The sequence below is a fragment of the Oceanobacillus sp. B139/18 genome (assembly GCF_055524595.1).
In genome coordinates this window covers 120733-137738 of the sequence record NZ_JBVFXI010000002.1, presented here as the reverse complement: position 1 = coordinate 137738, position 17006 = coordinate 120733, and the positions used below count along the sequence as shown (strand labels likewise).

The window sequence follows — 17006 nt, the reverse complement described above, 5'->3', positions numbered from 1 at the left end:
ATACGCTTTAGAAAGGTGCCACTTGAATATGTGCATGTTTCATGCAGATAAAACACATATATAAGGAGCTAGTTACATGTACAAAATCTTCTCCTGGGCGGCAGTGATATTTTGGATGGCGCTTATTTTTTATTTATCCCATCAGCCTGCTGCCATTTCCAATGAACTCAGTTCAGGAATTACCGAAATAATTATAAACACCTTGGAGAATCTTGCTTCTTCATTCCAGTTCCATATAGAAGAGCTGCATCATATCATTAGAAAAAATGCGCACTTTTTTGCTTATTTAATACTGGGCATTCTCGTTTTGAACGGATTAAGAAGAAGCGGTGTATTTGGCAAGCGAGGTATAGGTATTGCCTTGTTGATTTGTATTCTGTATGCCATCACAGATGAGGTGCATCAGTTATTTATCCCCGGGAGATCCGGAGAGGTGAGAGATGTCTTGATTGATAGTGGTGGTGCGAGCACAGGAATTGTCATTTATTTACTAATTTCCAAGCTGGTAAAGCGGCGCAACAAAAAGCGTATCCGCTGACAAATGGTTTTGCTTTGCAGTTCATTGTTTTTTAATGATAGCTTCCCAATGGTTTTAATGCTTCTGCAGTTTGATATGTATAAAAAATTCTAGAAGCTTTAGAGAAATTCAAAGAAAGTCTTTATACTTCAACAACAAAAAGTATAAAGGCTGTTTTTAATTTGAATCACTGGATAAAAAACAAAAATTACAACTATTTTTTCCATATATGCTAATATGAAATAAGAACTAATTTGATTAAAATAAACTAAATTATCATTATCTCTGCAGTTTTTAGACGTTAGTGAAAAGCGTGATAGCTTCTTAGTATCTAATGGAATTTTTCATATACGTTGGACCTGCTTCATGGCAGAAAAAGATAATTAAAGTGTGAGGGCAGCTATGGGACAGAATACAATAACGTTAGATCCAGACGAAAAAAATGCCACCAGTATTCCTGAAATTGAAAAGGAATATGCAAGGCTGGATAAGGACTGGCTCTGGTTTCATTATAAATTATCCATTTGGCTGGTGATTTTTACTTTTATTATAGAATGCCTTCTCAGCCTTATTATTGTCCGGACGGATTTGCTTAGCACGTCTGTTCCAATCTATATTTGGAGGTTTATTGCCGTACCAAGCATTCTGAATGTGATATTCCTCGCGATTGGTACGGCAGTGATGTATTCTAAACGCATTTCGCACCAGGGAAAGAATGGCGGTATATAAAGAGGGAGTAGATATCTCGCAGTGGTTTGCCAGGGCGGATTTGGCTCTGTATCAAGCAAAAGAAGCAAGAAATGCAATAAGAATTTATTCGTAATGTATAAGGAACTTGCAGGGGAAGTAATTATATTACAAAATTGTAGAATAGCATCGTTTGATATAAGTTCATATTGGGGGGATTTATAATGAAGCAGTATTTAGCATTTGATATAGGCGGTACGGAAATAAAATATGGCATATTAAATGAACAGGGAGATATATTAGAAGTAGAATTATTCTCTTCAAAAAATACAAACGGTAACTTTGTACTGGACAAGATTGTAGAGATTGCCTCTTCTAAATACAACGAAATCAATGGGCTGGCAATCAGCGCTCCAGGCTTTATTGATGCGGAAAGCGGCTACATTGAAAATGGTGGAGCATATAGAGATTTTGATCATTTCAATATGAAATCCTATCTGGATGAAAAGCTGTCTATTCCTGTTACGATTGAAAATGATGTTAATTGCGTGGCTTATGCAGAAAAATGGCTGGGGAATGCTCGGGAGGATACCGATTTTGTTTGTATGACCATTGGCACCGGCATCGGAGGAGCCTTATTTCTTAATAATCAGTTATATAGAGGTGTCTCGCACCGCGCAGGTGAATTTGGATATATGAAAACCAGCCCGGACAAAACACCGAACCTTTTCAGTAATTCCTTAAATCTTAAAGCTACGATGGCAGTTATACGAAAACAATTTTCATCTGTAAAAGAAATTCCGCTAAGCCAAGTAACTGGAGAAGCGGTGTTTCAAGCCTTTGATGAGGGCGATGCAGACGCAATAGAAATTATATCCACGTTTTATGATCATATTGCGAATTTAATATATCATATTTTTTATATTATTAATCCAGCAAAAATATTAATAGGAGGAGGAATTTCTAATCGTGATTCGTTTATTAGTGAATTAAAATCACAGTTAAAAGCATATGAATTAAATGAGGATTGGTTAGAAATCAACACCTGTTATTTTAAAAATCACTCAGGGATGGTAGGTGCTACATATCACCACCTGCTGAAAACAGGGAATTTGCTGAATGGGTGATGGGAGCTGCCTTTTTGTATTTAATGCCTTCTAAAAAGAAGGATACAAAAAGGCTTCTCATTGAAAGTTAAATGGTTATATGTTAATATGTTCATATAAGCAAATTAATAAGTAACAACAGTTAAAAGGGAGGCCAATAAAACAATGGAAGAGCTGGAGTTTGAAAATAGTCCTTCTAAGGAAATCGATGAAGAAACATTATTTATCGTTACACAGACCTTTAAAGCATTAGGAGACCCGACAAGAGTCCGAATTCTTCATCTGCTTTTTCAAAAAGAATGTTCCGTTAATGAAATTGCAGATACGTTGGATATCAGGCAATCGACCGTATCTCATCAATTGCGATTTTTGAAGAATCTTCGGCTTGTGAAATATCGCCGGGCAGGAACCACGCTTTACTATTCTCATGATGATGAGCACGTTATGCTGATATTAAAACAAATGATAGACCATGCTTGTCATAGTTAGTATCAAAACCATTGATGTTATAAAAGTAATCGTTTTAATATTTGTATATGATTACATACTAACCTAATGATGAAAAGATATATCCAAAAAAATAGCGGTGCTTCTTAAATTAGAAGGCAGGCGGAAGATTTCTGCAAGCGAACTATATGCGTATATATGAATATAAACATAAAGGAGGTTTTAGCATGGGACACGATCATCACAGCCATGATCATACACATGGTGCAAACAAAAAGACGCTGCTGATTAGTTTTCTTGTTATCACGGCGTTTATGGTTATAGAAGTTATTGGAGGTTTGCTGACAAACAGCTTAGCTCTTTTAGCCGATGCGGGACATATGCTGAGTGATTCCATCTCTTTATTAATTGCATTAATTGCTTTTAAATTGGGAGAAAGAGCTGCCAATTACGGGAAGACATATGGATACAAGCGCTTTGAAATACTGGCAGCGGTCATCAATGGTGCCACATTACTTATTGTATCCATCTATATTTTTTATGAAGGTTATCAGCGATTGTTTGATCCGCCGGAAGTAGCTTCCACGGGAATGTTAATCATTGCTGTTATTGGTTTACTTGTCAATATTATTGTAGCATTTATCATGCTGCGCGGCGGAGATACAGAAAATAATTTGAATATGCGAGCTGCTTTCCTTCATGTTTTAGGTGATTTATTAGGATCAGTAGGTGCGATTATTGCAGCACTTCTTATCATTTTCTTTCAATGGACTTGGGCAGATACGGTGGCAAGTGTGCTGGTAGCATTGCTTATTTTAGTAAGCGGCTGGCGGGTAACGAAAGCCTCTATCCATGTATTGATGGAAGGGACCCCTGCCAACGTGAATTTAGAAAATGTCGTTCAAAAGATGAGTGATATAGATGGTGTCGAGGGAATTCATGACCTGCATGTATGGAGTGTAACCAGCGGACAGAATGTGCTTTCCTGCCATATTATTGTCGATGGCCAGATGACTGTGGAAGAAAGTCAGCAGCTGCTCCGGAAAATTGAGCATGAATTGGAGCAAGAGAATATCGGTCATGTCACGATTCAAGTAGAAACAGGGGAGCATCCTCATGAAGATACAATTATGTGTCAGGCAGAGTATGTGATGGAAGAGCATCACCATCATGGGCATAGTCATTGATTCAGCAGGCCAGGGCGCAAATCTAAGAGTTTTAAAATAGAGACTTCACAGGAAGAATGGAAGTCTCTATTTTTGTTTGCAGTAATGGATGGACTATGAAATTTTAGAGTATATGTTAAATCAACTTTAATTCATTCTCACTTTGTAAGAATACAACGAAAAACTTTTTTTAATTTTCTTAGAAAAATTGTACTTATTAAAAAAACTCTTATTAACGCGGTAAAGCTGAGGTAACACTTGACTAAAAATCTTTTTCACTATATAATTCAATTAAACAATTGAATAGTTGATATGGTGAAATTTACATTTATACTTGGCTGTATCATTCTATTTTAATCTAATATCAATTTAAATACACTTCATGAAAAGGTGATGAGTATGAGGGAATCTCTATTATCTGCAACAGAATATAAAGATCAATTATATAAACAGTTATCAAGAATTGGGAAAAGCCTTTCTAGTGATAAACGTCTTGAATTATTAAGTTTATTAACACATGGACCAAAAACAGTGGAAAAACTGGCTGAACTTTCCGGGATGGCCATTGCAAATGTGTCCCGTCATCTTCAAGTTCTAAATGATTCTAAATTAGTAAAGTTTACAAAAAAAGGGACTTATGCATACTACTCACTTTCCGATGACTCCGTTGCTGATTTTTTAAATTCTTTATGGAAGATTAGTGAAAATCATCTTTCTGATATTAATCAAATAAAAAGGGATTTTTTAGAGAATATTGATGATGTTAACGTACTTACGTTGGAAGAGTTATATGAAAAATTAGAAAAAGATAATATTACACTTTTAGATTTAAGAACAGAAGAAGAATTTAATTACAGGCATATTGAAGGGGCTATTTCTGTACCAGAGGATCGTTTAGATGTATATCTTCAAAAATTACCAAAGGATAATGAAATTATTGTATACTGCCGGGGGAAATTTTGTGCAGCTTCTGCTATGGCGGCACAAAAGCTAAAGGAAAATGGCTTTACAGCTTTCAGTATGGAAGACAGTGTTTATGAATGGGATAAATATTTAAACGTAAGTCATTAGAAATAATTATTTTACGTTAATTAATAAGATAGAAGCTGCCATCTTGGCAGCTTCTAAAAAATAACATTAATTCAATTTATTGCAGGATTAGTTTTAGTTGTCAGCACAGTGTTATTTTACTAAATAAAGCAATCATGTTGACAGTATATTTTTTTATTTTATATTTAATTATTCAATTGAATATAAAATAAACGAGAGATTTTATTTAGGAAACATTCATAGGAGTGCCTCTCTAGAAAGAGGGGATGAATGAACTTATTTTTTATTTAAGGAGGAAATTAAATGTCTGAAGAAAAAATGTATGATGTTATTATTGCCGGTGCAGGACCTGCTGGAATGACAGCAGCTGTTTATGCGTCTCGTGCAAATTTAGATACCTTAATGTTAGAACGAGGAATTCCTGGCGGTCAAATGGCAAATACAGAGGACGTGGAAAACTATCCCGGATATGAGCATATTTTAGGACCCGATTTATCGAATAAAATGTTTGAGCATGCAAAAAAATTCGGAGCAGAATATGCATACGGGGATATCAAGTCCATTGAGAATCATGGAAGTTATAAGATTATCCATGCTGGAAAAAAAGAATATCGTACAAAATCTTTAATTATTGCGACTGGAGCCCAATACAAAAAAATTGGTGTTCCTGGTGAGGAAGAGCTTGGAGGGCGCGGTGTATCTTACTGTGCAGTATGTGACGGTGCATTCTTTAAGGAGAAGGATATCGTTGTTATAGGTGGAGGAGACTCTGCAATTGAAGAGGGTGTTTATTTAACTCGATTCGCAAATAAAGTCACTATTATCCATCGACGTGATCAGCTTCGCGCCCAAAAAATTCTGCAGCAGCGCGCATTTGATAATGAAAAAATTAATTTCATTTGGGATACTGTTCCAGAAAAATTTAATGAAACAGATGGAAAAGTAAGCAGTATTACTTTAAAAAATATGAAGTCTGATGAAGTCTATGACTTTAATACAAATGGGATATTTATTTATATTGGGATGCTTCCATTAAATGACCCGTTTACAGAATTGGGTATTACAGATGATACAGGGTATATTCTTACCAATGAAAATATGGAGACAGAAATCTCTGGAATCTTTGCTGCTGGTGATATTAGAGCAAAAAATCTTCGGCAAATTGTAACAGCGACCGGGGATGGAAGTATAGCAGCTGAAACAGCAATAAAATATGTGGAAAGCCTTGCTGAAGTGTTAAGTGTCCCAGAAAGACAATTATAAATCATTAAAAATAAAAAATAGGGGTGCTGCATAATCAGTTAATTGATTATGCAGCACCCCTATTTTGATTATAAAAAGAATCACCCAAGATAAATACGTTGGAACGGTTCCCTCTGTAAATTTAGGTTTTGTTTTGAAAGTGGGTATGGATAAATTAACTAACCTAAATTAAAGAGGTATTTTTTATGTTTGAAACCTTTTCACAGAATATTTCACAGTAACTACACGCATTTGAGTTTACTTATTTTATTGCAGACATTTTGCTGAAACTAAAAAAATTAGACCCGTTTTATTATGAAAAGTTATTTTAAATCCTTTCATCAAATTTTCACATTAAACAAGTACGATAGGAAAGGAGAGCGTTTGAAATGGAGGAGTATCTGAATGGTGATAGCAAGTAAATTAATTGCGGCAGGAATCATTGCTGCCAGCTTTTTGGTAGGGTGCCTTTCATTTTATATCATGAGTAACCTGCCTATAAAAATGAAGAAAAAGCATATAGCAGAAATCGTATCCCAACTAATTAATTTTGTTCTCTTTATGTGGGCAGGGAAAATCATACTAAATCTTTCCAGTTTCCTGTCTGATCCATTAACAATACTGGCTTATCCTGCTAATTCAATGGCTTTTTATTTTGCAGTGTTTGCAAGTATTATTATGCTGATTTATAAGGATAAACAAAAGAAATTGGATTTGTGTCCTTTTATGGAATCCTTTGTACATGTATTTTTAGTTGCTTCTTTTTTATACGAATTTCTTGAAATTATTTTAAAAGATAATGTATATGCATTCGGATACTTATTACTGCTCTCTGTTCTAATAATTTTATACTTTTTCCTCAGGGAACGGATTCAAATAAAATTATTGTTGCTTATTATCCTGGGCAGCTGGTCGCTCGGTATAATAACCTTATCTTTCATGCAGCCTTTCGTAACGGTTTTTGGTTATATGATGGACCCATGGTTTATTAGTATCTTTTTTATTATTGTTTTAGCATTATCCAATTTATTCTATAAAACAAAGCGAGGGTTTAAACAATGAGTATGATTGAAGCAGATACAATGCTGCTTACTGGTATGTTTTTAGCAATGGGGGCAGGCGTATTATCTTTTTTATCCCCCTGTGTATTACCGATTTTTCCAGCCTATATGTCATACATAACTGGAATTAGTGTAAAAGAGTTACAGGGAAACAAGAATGTTCAAATTCTTCGTCAACTATTTGCTCATTCTTTGCTTTTTTTATTAGGAGTTTCGCTGGTGTTCATTAGTTTGGGAGCAGGAGCTTCTCTTCTGGGACAATGGGTACAGAATTTGCTGTTTGGAGATTCGGGATTATTTATACAAAGAATAGCAGGTATTTTTATTATCATTATGGGTTTATTTATAGCAGGATGGATAAATATACCTTTTTTAATGAGAGAGCATCGTTTTCATTCAAGAAAAAAACAAGCGGGATATGTCGGTACATTTTTTGTAGGGTTAGGTTTTGCTGCCGGTTGGACACCCTGTATTGGGCCGATTTTTGGGTCTATATTATTTTTAGCTGCAAGCAATCCTGGTCAGGGAATATTCTACACTTTTTTATATGTTATCGGTTTTGCAATTCCATTTCTTGTTCTGACCTTGTTTATAGGAAAAACAAGGTGGATTGTCCGGCATAGTAATATCATTATGAAAATTGGAGCAATAATGATGATTATCATGGGTATTGTTTTGTTCTTTGGATGGATGCCTTTTATTTCAGGTTTTTTACTTGATTTGGTAGAGGATACTTGGTTGTCTAGGTTAGGCTAAGAGGAGGAGCGTTGTAATGAAAAAATGGATTTTCACTATGATTATTGTAGGAATGATTGGGTGGGCACTGTATGATTTTATAGATTCCAGCAGACAATCCACGGATGAATTTGTGCCTGTAGAAGAGAATAGCAGTGTAGAGGAAGACGTGAGAGAGCAATTAGAAGCAGCAGATAATGAAGAGGGGGACTCGGCGGCAGGAGAAAACACGGAAGTCGGTCTGGAGGTTGGAAATATGGCACCAGATTTTGAACTCCAGACGCTGGCAGGTGAAACAGTGAAGTTATCTGATTACCGAGGGAAAAAAGTAATGATTAATTTCTGGGCGACGTGGTGTCCGCCATGCAGAGCGGAAATGCCGGATATGGAAGCCTTTTATCAGGACAAGGATATTGTTATTTTAGCAGTTAATTTAACAGAGACAGAAAATAATCTGCAGCAGGTGCAGGATTTTGTAAATGAATACGAATTAACGTTTCCAATTTTACTGGATGAGAAAATAGAAGTCGCCGAACAATATATGATTCAACCAATACCCACATCATATATGATAAACTCAAATGGAGTAGTGGCATTTAAAGCCTTTGGTTCTTTGAACTATGATTTTATGGTTCAAGAGTTTGAGAAAATGAAGTAATTTTTTATAGAAGATTAGAAAGAAGGAATGGGGATGAAGCAGACAGTATTAGTTGTTGAGGATGACAAAATGATACGTGAACTTATCCGTATTTATCTACAAAAAGCGGATTATGAAGTTTTTACAGCTGCAGACGGAGAAGAGGCAAAAGCGGTTTTTTTAACGGAACATCCTTGTCTTATTATTCTAGATCTTATGCTTCCAAAGTTAAGCGGCGAAGAATTCTGTTTGTGGATTCGTGAACAAGAACGTAATGAGGTTTCTATTATTATGCTTTCAGCCAAATCACGTACAGAAGATAAGATTAATGGGTTAAAGATGGGAGCAGACGATTATTTAGTAAAACCTTTTGACCCGGATGAGCTTCTTGCTCATATAGAAGCAGTTCTTCGCCGTACAGGACAGTTTTGCCAAAAAATTGCTTACAATGGGCTTTGTATTAAGCCTCGAAAAGGGGAAGTATTGTTATTTAATACGCAATTAGAGTTAACCAAGCATGAATTTCATCTTTTGTACTGTTTTATGGAAAATCCTAATATAGTGATTTCCAGGGAAAGTTTAATGGAGCAATTATATCCTTATGCAGATAAATTAGTATCCGACCGAACCATTGATGCCCACATCAAAAAGTTGCGTAAAAAAATTGAAGAGAATCCTGCATCTCCAAAGCGTATTATGACAGTTCGAGGAATGGGGTATAAATTTGTTACAGAATAAATGGGGGAGGAATTTTCTTCCAAGACGTTTTTTATTTCAATTGACATTTATCAATATCATCATAATTGTAGCTTTTGTAATGTTTAGCAGCTGGGCAATTTATAATACAGCTTGTACGCTGGCAGATGGACTAACCTCGATGACTGCTCAAAAGCAGAGTCAATTCCAAGCAACGCTTTTTCAATACTTATGGTTGTTTAGTGTTTCTGCTGTTATTGTAGGCAGTTTGATTCATTTTTATTTAACAAAAAAAATGATCCAGCCTTTAAAAGAGTTAATCCAATCTACAAAAGAGATGAAAAAAGGGCAGTACCCAAGCTCCATTTATGTAAAGGGAGATGGAGAAGTAAGTGAATTAATCCGTCATTTTAATGATTTGGTTCAACAATTAGAAACCAATGAACAGCATAGGACAAATCTTGTATCTGATTTATCTCATGAATTTCGTACACCGTTAACAAACTTAAATGGTTATTTACTTGCTCTACAAAACGGAGTCATGGAAGGAGATAAGAAATTATACCAATCTCTTTATGCAGAATCGTCAAAGTTAACACAGTTAGTTGAACAAATGGAACAGTTAAAGGAATGGGACGATATGCAAGCATATTCTTTTTACGAAAAAGAACCAATAAATATGCAAGAATTCATTGAAAGATCAATTAAAATATTTCAGTGGTCCTTGAAAAAGAAGCATATTGATATAGAGATTGATGCCCATCAAGGTACAGCTGTTATAAATCGTACAAGTATTTCTCAGGTTATCGGCAATTTAATAGATAACGCCATTCGTTATTATGAAGGCGCAGGGCCAATTACCATAAAAGGAGAAAAAAACGCTGATGAATATAAAATTTCTATAACAGGTCCTGGAAGAAAGATTCCAGAAAAAGATAAAGAACGGATTTTTGAACGATTTTATCGTGTAGAAACTTCCAGGTCACGTGAATTTGGGGGATCCGGCTTAGGGCTTGCGATTTCAAAGGAAATTATTGAACGGCACCACGGGAAAATAGGTGTCCATACGGAAGGGCATATACATACTTTTTGGTTTATTATTCCTTTCTCCTGAAATATGTATTAACCTTTAATAGAGAGAATGATAATTGATAAACTAATTGCATTGAATGTTAAAAACCATCCCCTTTATTTATGGTAACTGGAGAAAATCTGAAATAAACGATTGCTGGAAGACACGATAGTTCTTGTTTTAACTTCCTGTTAACCATTTCATATGGTTAGTAATGCTCCAAACCGTTTTGTAGCTTATGTTTATCCAGTAAGAAAATAATAAAAATGGATAAAGAAATTTTATAGAAATTACATAGTGAGATAAATGAATAATTATGTTAAAGAGTATTAACACTAATTATACGCATAGACATAAAGAATTTTAGCAAATATGATTTTAAAATGTCTTTTTTTGAATCTCTCTATGAAAAAGGTGGTTATTACTATGAATATAGATAACTTGGAAATGTTTTGTAAGGTAATTGAACAGGGCAGTATTAGCCAAGTAGCTCGATCAAGCTATGTAACGCAGCCCGCAGTAACGAGTAAAATACGACAAATGGAAAATCATTATGGTGTTGCTTTGTTTGATCGGGATGGCGGTACAATACGTGTTACAAATGCAGGTTCTAAATTATATCCATACGCTAAGGAAATCGTTGAATACTATAAACGTTCTCAAGAAGTAATGGGCAATATATCTAATGATAAAGAGGAAACATTACATGTTGGAGCCAGCTTAACAATCGGAGAATATCTTCTGCCAAAAGTGTTAGGTAAGTTTCAAAAAAAATACAGAAATATTGAATTTAGTTTAGCTATCGGAAATACACCTACCATCATCTCTAAATTAGAAAGTTCGGAAATCGATATCGCTTTAGTAGAAGGGAAGGTTATGCATAAAGATTTTCACATTGAGAAATTTGCCAAAGATGAGCTGATACTGATAATTCCGAAAAACCACCGCTGGAAAAATCAAGAGAGGATAAATATAGAAGATTTAACGGAGGAAAGGCTCCTTTTAAGGGAAAAGGATGCAGGTGCGCGAAAAATTATAGAATCGGTATTTGCAGAAAATAATGTTTTGGAAGAAATACGACATTATTTAGAACTTGGGAGTACCCAGGCAATTATCAGCGGCGTTGAATCTGGTCTTGGTGTTGGAATAATCCCTAAACTTTCTGTGGCGCATGAACTTGAATTAGGGGCTGTTACACATATGCCTATTTCGAATATAACTATTTCTAGAGATTTATGGATTGTAAAAAGAACAACAAGATTTCCCAAAAATAGCATCAATTTATTTACTCAATTTTTAAAAGATCGGAAATCTAACTTTTAATCTATTATTTTTTACATATAGAGAAGGTCTGAAGTTCCTAAAGTCTATTGTGGAGGACAGGCAGTATGTAAATGACTCCTGTTAATACGGGATGAGTTTAAAGTTTGTACAGTTATACTCAAAATAGTATTTTTAAGGGGAGAGACAAAAAATAAGTATTTTTCAAAATCAGGAAAATATCAGGGGAAATCTGTATCCAGCTATGAAGGAAAATAGCAATGGTACAGATTTTTTTTTATGAAGTGAAATTAATGAACCCTTATAATTATCAGAATCTGAGCTTTAGTAAGAGATATGTAAGGATAAAGCAGCTACACCAGTAGTTGTGTCTGCATAGATAAACTGATTATTTCCAATATAGATATCTACATGAGCATGTCAATTTAATACGTTTGAGAAAAGAATACGGAATCCTCTATTAATAAATCGTTAATTGTATAAGGCTTGTCAAATTTTCTTTTCGCACTTTTCCGATGTCGAGATAAGTTTAACTCACAATATAATCTATACTGTCTGATGCCTTTTGAAAATACTGTTAGAGCTTGATTTAGAGCTGGCATTGACAATGTAACCTGAAGAGCCAAATGTATTTTTAAACCGGGTTTTATTGTGAAAACGGTTTTTCCTTTAAAGAATAATAAAATATTATGGCCCATAACATTCTTCTATAATTTATAAAGGTTTTTATATAGTAGGATAATAATAACAGCAAATTTATGATTAATCGATTTCTCAGATAAAGCTGATCAAAGTAATGTAACCTGAGAAGCTTTGATTAATTAAGTAGAATTTTTTCAACCTATCTTTAAAACGACTAATTAGGAGGGAGAAAAATTGAGTGAAAGTAAATTTTCAAAAATTGTTATTGTTGGTGCGGGTTCAGCGGGGATTTCCATTGCATCTCGAATCATTCGAAATGCACCTTATTTAAAAGAAAATATAATGATTATTGATCCTTCAGAGGACCATTATTATCAGCCTTTATGGACGTTAGTTGGCGGCGGTCAATCTAAATTAGAAGATTCTCATCGAAAACAGGAAACCCTTATGCCTGACGGCGTTCAATGGATTAAAGAAAATGTGACAGAATTTATCCCAGATACAAATTCAGTTATAACAGATGCACACTCACAGATTAATTATGATTTTCTAGTTGTAGCAGCTGGTATTGAAATAAAGTGGGACAGAGTTAAAGGGCTGAAAGAAGCAATTGGAAAAAATGGTGTCTGCAGTAATTACTCACCCGAGTTCGTGGAAAGCACTTGGGAAAATATTAGAAACTTTTCAGGTGGAAACGCCATATTTACTCAACCGAGCACCCCAATTAAGTGCGGGGGAGCTCCACAAAAAATTATGTACCTGGCAGATGATTATTTCAACAAATCTAGTGTCCGCGCAAAAACAAACATACAATTTATTTCTGGTACAGGTAATATTTTTGCAGTTCCGACCTATGCGAAAACATTAGAACAGGTTATTGATCGAAAAGGTATCGAAACCACTTATATGACAGATTTGATTGAAATAGATGGGGAGAATAAATTAGCGGTCTTTGAAAATATAGAAACAAATAAAAAAATGGAAGTTAATTATGACATGATCCATGTTACGCCGCCAATGAGGGCTCCCAGCTTTATTGCGGCCAGCCCGCTTGCAGATGCAGCCGGTTGGGTGGATGTTGATCCTTACACACTTCAACATAAAACGTTCCAAAATATATTTAGCGCTGGTGATTCATCCGGTCTTCCAACGTCTAAAACAGGAGCAGCTATACGTAAACAAGCCCCTGTAGTTGCTGAAAATATTCTTTCTATTATGAATGGCAGACAGATGAAAGCAAAATATGATGGTTATACATCCTGTCCCTTGGTGACAGGTGTCAACAAATTAGTGATGGCGGAATTTGATTATGATAAAAATCCACAGGAAACTTTTCCAATTGACCAATCAAAAGAAAGAAGCAGTATGTATATTGTGAAGAAAAATCTGCTGCCAATAATGTACTGGAATGGAATGTTGAAAGGAACGATGTAGTGAAATAATACAAGTTTATGAATATTAGTATATTCATGAAAAGGAGGTTTCAAAATTGGACACTACTCAAAAGCAGTCTACGATGGATGATGTAATACAAGAACTGGAGAAAAAGGAACAGGTAGACGCTCTATATTATCTCGTCCAAAAACTCCCTGATTTTGTGTCAAGAGTACAGAAGCTGGATGATAAATTGGATTTTATTGAGAATGTCATCGAAGACAAACAATCATTATCTACTATTAGTAATGAAATAGAAGAAAAAATAGAAAACCTGCATATTAACCAGGAACATTTAACTTCCCTTCTGGAACTGATGCATTTATTGCCTAAATTAGTCCCGTTATTAAAGAAGGCTGATGAAGTTTCTCAGTTCGTTAATGACTTTTTAAACGATACAGCATCTGTTGAATATGCATTAAAAGGAATAAATGATATTATTCCACTGGATAAGGCAGTCAAGGTTATAAAGGAGACAAATGAACAGTACAAACAGAATGATAATACTGCTAATTTTTCCTTATATGGAATGTACCGTTTATTGAAGGATCCAACCATTCAAAAAGGATTCCGATATTTAGAATCATTCCTTGAAGTTGCAGACAAAGAAAAATAATAGATGATGAAGGAGAAGGCATATTTTTCGCTCCTTTTTTGATGAAAATTTAGCACAAAAAATCTTATTTAATTGGCTGTCAACAAACTGGTGAAGCGATAATTTGGGAAGAAGGAAGAATAGCTGGTGCGCACCATATTATGTTAGGCACACATGTTGATCAAATTGAAGAATTACCTAAAAAAATTTATTTGATGCAATATCGTTCTGATGCCCGTTCAGCAGTTGCTGACAGCCTGACACAGGTAAATAATTTTAAAAATGTATTGAACGTAAAAGGCAGATATGTAGCATGGACGAAAGAAAAATTTCCAATAACAAAGGGATGACACACTTTATCGTTTTAAGTAATCGCACAAACATTATGCTTTTACTAGAAGATTATAAGAAATCAGCCTGCTAGTATTGGTAGGAAAACAGGTGATCAAATGGAATTAGGTTTTATTATTGTATTATTTTTTATTGGACTTATTGCATCGTTTGTATCAGGGATGTTAGGTATTGGCGGTTCAATTATTAATTATCCACTTTTATTATATATTCCGGTACTGCTTGGAGTAGGCTCATTATCTTCATCAGAGGTTGCTGGTATTTTAGCTATTCAGGTTTTCTTTTCAACAATTGGCGGCATGTGGGCATATAGAAAGGATGGATATCTAAATAAATCCTTAATATTAACGATGGGAATTTCTGTTTTAGTTGGAAGCTTTATAGGCGGATTTGGTTCTGATTTATTATCAGATAGTAATATTAATTTGGTATATGCCATGCTGGCCACTATTGCCGCAGTAATGATGTTTGTACCGAAGCAGCATGTAGAGGATAAGGAGAACAGTCAAGTGGAATTTAATCATTTGATTGCAGTTATATCAGCATTTATTGTGGGGCTGGGAGCTGGGATTGTAGGTGCCGCTGGAGCATTTCTGCTTGTTCCGATTATGCTTGTAATATTAAAAATACCTACAAGGGTAACAATCGCTTCCTCATTAGCAATTACCTTTTTATCCTCTATCGGTTCAGCTATAGGAAAAATTATTACAGATCAGGTATTATACGGGCCGGCAGCTGTCATGATAATTGCCAGCTTAATTGCTGCTCCAATTGGTGCAAATACCGGGAAAAAAATGAACATCAAAATATTACAGGCAATATTAGCATTGTTAATCTTTGCCACTGCCTTAAAAATCTGGACGGATATTATTTGAATGCTTTTATCTTATAAATATGCAGACGGCTAATAATTAAAGGAGAATAAGGATGAGTCAAGTTATAACAGTATATACATTTTATCAAAAAAAGATGTTATGCAAATAAGGTGAAAAAATAAAGTAATGAGGTAAAACCTTCTCGTTGAGGAGAGTAATCTTAGAATTTCCTGCACGCAGCTAATACAGTTTGTCAATTTTTATTATATTTTTTGTATGTCTCTTCACTTGCTTATTTAATATTAGGAAATAATTATAGCTTATAAAATACCCTGTACGGTATTTGACATCTCTCTAATCATCAGTTATTATACCCCTATAGGTATATAAAGGGGAGATTATTATGGCAAACTATCAAGCAAAACATATTAATGACTTTTCAAAAGAAGAGTTAGAGAGGTTAGGTGAGAAAGGGCAATTATTAGATGTACGTGAAACCTCGGAGTATGAAGCAGGTCACATTCAATATGCGTACAATTTTCCATTATCGGAAATTGAACACAAATATCCTGAAAATGATAAAACATATTATATTCATTGCAAATCTGGCGCTAGGAGTCAAAAGGCAAGTGAATTTTTAGCAGGTAAAGGATTTGAGGTTGTCAATTTAGATGGTGGTTATTCAGCTTTTGCTGAGAAAAATAGTTCTCTTGCTGAGGAAAAGAGAGAATTAAAAATTCAAGATAATCGTAAGCTTGTTAATTATAGCGGCATGCAATGCCCGGGACCAATTGTCAGTTTAAATGCAGAAGTTCAAAAAATGGATGCAGGGAAGCAAATAGAAGTTAAAGTTACTGACTTTGGTTTTCATAGTGATGTAAGAAGCTGGGCTGCTCAAACAGGTCATTCCATTGTGGAATTAGAGAAAAGCAATAAGCATATTAGAGCAATTATCCAAAAAGAAGAACAAATTAATAAGGATATGGCAATAAAAGAAACTTCGAATGGCACAACAATTGTACTATTCAGTGGTGAATTGGATAAAGCACTTGCGGCATTTATCATTGCTAATGGAGCAAGAGCAGCTGGCAGAGAGGTAACGATTTTCTTCACCTTCTGGGGATTAAGTGCTCTAAAGCTTAATAATAAAGAAAAAGTGAAGAAACGGGGGATGGAAAAATTATTTGATTTATTTTTACCTCGTACTCCTGTCAACATGCCTATATCGAAAATGAACATGCTTGGTTTAGGTAACCGGATGATGCGTTTTATTATGAAGCAGAAAAATGTAGATAGTTTGCCAGCATTAATAGACAAAGCAATTGAGCAGGATATTAAACTGATTGCATGTACGATGAGTATGGATGTCATGGGAATCAAGAAAGAAGAATTACGCTCAGAAATTGAATTTGCCGGTGTAGGTACGTATATCGGTGAAACAGAAAAAGCGAAACATAATCTATTTATTTAAA

General features: G+C 34.8%; 18 protein-coding genes. All 18 read left to right on the top strand.

Annotation, left to right across the window (positions count from 1 at the left end):
• Positions 1-76 precede the first annotated feature (76 nt).
• The 18 genes from ACZSMY_RS08070 to ACZSMY_RS07985 all read left to right on the top strand — a co-directional run bounded on the left by ACZSMY_RS08070 (position 77) and on the right by ACZSMY_RS07985 (position 17005).
• On the top strand, positions 77-538 hold the full coding sequence (locus ACZSMY_RS08070) for a VanZ family protein (RefSeq protein ID WP_042533187.1): 462 nt from the start codon (positions 77-79) through the stop codon (positions 536-538).
• A gap of 381 nt (positions 539-919) precedes the next feature.
• Positions 920-1246, top strand: coding sequence for a hypothetical protein (locus tag ACZSMY_RS08065; RefSeq protein WP_042536142.1), 327 nt, complete (start codon positions 920-922; stop codon positions 1244-1246).
• Between the two features lie 182 nt (positions 1247-1428).
• Complete coding sequence (locus ACZSMY_RS08060; protein ID WP_042533191.1) at positions 1429-2331, top strand: ROK family protein; 903 nt, start codon at positions 1429-1431, stop codon at positions 2329-2331.
• Positions 2332-2475: 144 nt separating this feature from the next.
• Positions 2476-2799 carry an ArsR/SmtB family transcription factor gene (locus tag ACZSMY_RS08055; protein ID WP_042533193.1) on the top strand — a complete coding sequence of 108 codons (324 nt, stop codon included), beginning with the start codon at positions 2476-2478 and terminating at the stop codon, positions 2797-2799.
• A 185-nt stretch (positions 2800-2984) separates the two neighbouring features.
• Entirely contained in the window at positions 2985-3944 is a 960-nt protein-coding gene (locus ACZSMY_RS08050) for a cation diffusion facilitator family transporter (RefSeq protein WP_042533195.1), read from the top strand.
• A 378-nt stretch (positions 3945-4322) separates the two neighbouring features.
• Positions 4323-4994: an ArsR/SmtB family transcription factor gene (locus ACZSMY_RS08045; RefSeq protein ID WP_042533197.1), complete on the top strand. Its 672-nt coding sequence runs from the start codon at positions 4323-4325 to the stop codon at positions 4992-4994.
• A 282-nt stretch (positions 4995-5276) separates the two neighbouring features.
• Positions 5277-6236 (top strand): thioredoxin-disulfide reductase, encoded by a 960-nt coding sequence (trxB, locus tag ACZSMY_RS08040; RefSeq protein ID WP_465147651.1) that lies wholly within the window; start codon positions 5277-5279, stop codon positions 6234-6236.
• 384 nt (positions 6237-6620) lie between these two features.
• Entirely contained in the window at positions 6621-7277 is a 657-nt protein-coding gene (locus tag ACZSMY_RS08035) for a hypothetical protein (protein ID WP_042533201.1), read from the top strand.
• A complete protein-coding gene (locus tag ACZSMY_RS08030) occupies positions 7274-8032 on the top strand; it encodes a cytochrome c biogenesis CcdA family protein (RefSeq protein ID WP_042533204.1) in 759 nt (252 codons plus the stop codon). The genes ACZSMY_RS08035 and ACZSMY_RS08030 overlap by 4 nt, the downstream gene beginning before the upstream one ends.
• Before the next feature lie 16 nt (positions 8033-8048).
• Positions 8049-8669 (top strand): peroxiredoxin family protein, encoded by a 621-nt coding sequence (locus ACZSMY_RS08025; RefSeq protein ID WP_042533206.1) that lies wholly within the window; start codon positions 8049-8051, stop codon positions 8667-8669.
• Positions 8670-8702: 33 nt separating this feature from the next.
• Positions 8703-9386, top strand: coding sequence for a response regulator transcription factor (locus ACZSMY_RS08020; protein WP_193063843.1), 684 nt, complete (start codon positions 8703-8705; stop codon positions 9384-9386).
• Positions 9373-10458 carry a sensor histidine kinase gene (locus tag ACZSMY_RS08015; RefSeq protein ID WP_465147650.1) on the top strand — a complete coding sequence of 362 codons (1086 nt, stop codon included), beginning with the start codon at positions 9373-9375 and terminating at the stop codon, positions 10456-10458. Before ACZSMY_RS08020 ends, ACZSMY_RS08015 begins: the two co-directional genes overlap by 14 nt.
• Positions 10459-10842: 384 nt before the next feature.
• Complete coding sequence (locus ACZSMY_RS08010) at positions 10843-11739, top strand: LysR family transcriptional regulator (RefSeq protein WP_193063841.1); 897 nt, start codon at positions 10843-10845, stop codon at positions 11737-11739.
• 834 nt (positions 11740-12573) lie between these two features.
• Positions 12574-13773, top strand: a complete 1200-nt coding sequence (locus tag ACZSMY_RS08005; RefSeq protein WP_332094154.1) for an FAD/NAD(P)-binding oxidoreductase — start codon at positions 12574-12576, stop codon at positions 13771-13773.
• 55 nt (positions 13774-13828) lie between these two features.
• Entirely contained in the window at positions 13829-14389 is a 561-nt protein-coding gene (locus tag ACZSMY_RS08000) for a hypothetical protein (protein WP_193063839.1), read from the top strand.
• Between the two features lie 140 nt (positions 14390-14529).
• Complete coding sequence (locus tag ACZSMY_RS07995) at positions 14530-14718, top strand: hypothetical protein (protein ID WP_193063838.1); 189 nt, start codon at positions 14530-14532, stop codon at positions 14716-14718.
• Positions 14719-14817: 99 nt separating this feature from the next.
• Positions 14818-15594, top strand: a complete 777-nt coding sequence (locus tag ACZSMY_RS07990; RefSeq protein ID WP_042533220.1) for a sulfite exporter TauE/SafE family protein — start codon at positions 14818-14820, stop codon at positions 15592-15594.
• A gap of 343 nt (positions 15595-15937) precedes the next feature.
• Complete coding sequence (locus tag ACZSMY_RS07985; protein ID WP_193063837.1) at positions 15938-17005, top strand: DsrE/DsrF/DrsH-like family protein; 1068 nt, start codon at positions 15938-15940, stop codon at positions 17003-17005.
• Position 17006: the final 1 nt, after the last annotated feature.

What these genes read in the sequence shown, in the direction of transcription:
- ACZSMY_RS08070 (WP_042533187.1), top strand. Translation starts at nt 77, where the DNA reads ATGTACAAAATCTTCTCCTGGGCGGCAGTGATATTTTGGATGGCGCTT.
- ACZSMY_RS08065 (WP_042536142.1), top strand. Translation starts at nt 920, where the DNA reads ATGGGACAGAATACAATAACGTTAGATCCAGACGAAAAAAATGCCACC.
- ACZSMY_RS08060 (WP_042533191.1), top strand. Translation starts at nt 1,429, where the DNA reads ATGAAGCAGTATTTAGCATTTGATATAGGCGGTACGGAAATAAAATAT.
- ACZSMY_RS08055 (WP_042533193.1), top strand. Translation starts at nt 2,476, where the DNA reads ATGGAAGAGCTGGAGTTTGAAAATAGTCCTTCTAAGGAAATCGATGAA.
- ACZSMY_RS08050 (WP_042533195.1), top strand. Translation starts at nt 2,985, where the DNA reads ATGGGACACGATCATCACAGCCATGATCATACACATGGTGCAAACAAA.
- ACZSMY_RS08045 (WP_042533197.1), top strand. Translation starts at nt 4,323, where the DNA reads ATGAGGGAATCTCTATTATCTGCAACAGAATATAAAGATCAATTATAT.
- trxB (WP_465147651.1), top strand. Translation starts at nt 5,277, where the DNA reads ATGTCTGAAGAAAAAATGTATGATGTTATTATTGCCGGTGCAGGACCT.
- ACZSMY_RS08035 (WP_042533201.1), top strand. Translation starts at nt 6,621, where the DNA reads ATGGTGATAGCAAGTAAATTAATTGCGGCAGGAATCATTGCTGCCAGC.
- ACZSMY_RS08030 (WP_042533204.1), top strand. Translation starts at nt 7,274, where the DNA reads ATGAGTATGATTGAAGCAGATACAATGCTGCTTACTGGTATGTTTTTA.
- ACZSMY_RS08025 (WP_042533206.1), top strand. Translation starts at nt 8,049, where the DNA reads ATGAAAAAATGGATTTTCACTATGATTATTGTAGGAATGATTGGGTGG.
- ACZSMY_RS08020 (WP_193063843.1), top strand. Translation starts at nt 8,703, where the DNA reads ATGAAGCAGACAGTATTAGTTGTTGAGGATGACAAAATGATACGTGAA.
- ACZSMY_RS08010 (WP_193063841.1), top strand. Translation starts at nt 10,843, where the DNA reads ATGAATATAGATAACTTGGAAATGTTTTGTAAGGTAATTGAACAGGGC.
- ACZSMY_RS07995 (WP_193063838.1), top strand. Translation starts at nt 14,530, where the DNA reads ATGTTAGGCACACATGTTGATCAAATTGAAGAATTACCTAAAAAAATT.
- ACZSMY_RS07990 (WP_042533220.1), top strand. Translation starts at nt 14,818, where the DNA reads ATGGAATTAGGTTTTATTATTGTATTATTTTTTATTGGACTTATTGCA.
- ACZSMY_RS07985 (WP_193063837.1), top strand. Translation starts at nt 15,938, where the DNA reads ATGGCAAACTATCAAGCAAAACATATTAATGACTTTTCAAAAGAAGAG.